The 1,186-nt window shown below is 46.6% G+C and carries 1 protein-coding gene; it reads left to right on the forward strand.

The window, feature by feature from the left end; all coding sequences use genetic code 11:
* Positions 1 to 1,184: elongation factor Tu (gene tuf, locus PSE83_RS20375; protein ID WP_094963257.1), on the forward strand; the 1,184-nt coding region annotated here is incomplete at its 5' end.
* Between the last annotated feature and the right edge of the window lie 2 nt (positions 1,185 to 1,186).

The following is a 1,186-nucleotide window of genomic DNA, read 5'->3' on the forward strand; positions in this document are numbered from 1 at the left end:
TGTCTAAAGAAAAATTTGAACGTTCAAAACCGCACGTTAACGTTGGTACTATCGGCCACGTTGACCACGGTAAAACTACTCTGACAGCAGCTATCACTACTGTTCTGGCTAAAACTTACGGCGGTTCTGCTCGCGCATTCGACCAAATCGATAACGCACCAGAAGAAAAAGCGCGTGGTATCACCATCTCTACTTCACACGTAGAATACGATACTCCAACTCGCCACTACGCACACGTAGACTGCCCAGGACACGCCGACTATGTTAAAAACATGATCACTGGTGCTGCTCAGATGGACGGTGCAATTCTGGTTGTTGCTGCGACAGATGGCCCAATGCCACAAACTCGTGAGCACATCCTGTTAGGTCGTCAGGTTGGTGTTCCTTACATCATCGTTTTCCTGAACAAATGTGACATGGTAGACGACGAAGAGCTGTTAGAATTAGTCGAAATGGAAGTTCGTGAACTTCTGTCTCAATACGATTTCCCAGGCGACGACACTCCAGTTGTTCGTGGTTCAGCTCTGAAAGCGCTGGAAGGCAACCCAGAGTGGGAAGCGAAAATTGTTGAATTAGCAGGCCACCTGGATACTTACATTCCAGAACCAGAGCGTGCAATTGACAAGCCATTCCTGCTGCCAATCGAAGATGTATTCTCAATCTCAGGTCGTGGTACAGTAGTAACAGGCCGTGTTGAGCGTGGTATCATCAAAGTTGGTGAAGAAGTTGAAATCGTTGGTATTCAAGACACGGTTAAAACAACTTGTACTGGCGTTGAAATGTTCCGTAAACTGCTGGACGAAGGTCGTGCAGGTGAGAACGTTGGTGTTCTGCTGCGTGGTACTAAGCGTGAAGAAATTCAACGTGGTCAAGTACTGGCGAAACCAGGTTCAATCAAGCCACACACTAAATTTGAATCAGAAGTTTATATTCTGAGCAAAGATGAAGGTGGTCGTCATACTCCATTCTTCAAAGGTTACCGTCCACAGTTCTACTTCCGTACAACTGACGTAACAGGTACTATCGAACTGCCAGAAGGCGTAGAGATGGTAATGCCAGGTGATAACATCAACATGATCGTTACCCTGATCCACCCAATCGCGATGGACGACGGTTTACGTTTCGCAATCCGTGAAGGTGGCCGTACTGTAGGTGCGGGTGTTGTTGCAAAAATTATTGCATAATA

It is taken from the genome of Providencia sp. PROV150 (genome assembly GCF_028481025.1).
GTDB classification, from domain to species: Bacteria; Pseudomonadota; Gammaproteobacteria; order Enterobacterales; family Enterobacteriaceae; genus Providencia; species Providencia hangzhouensis.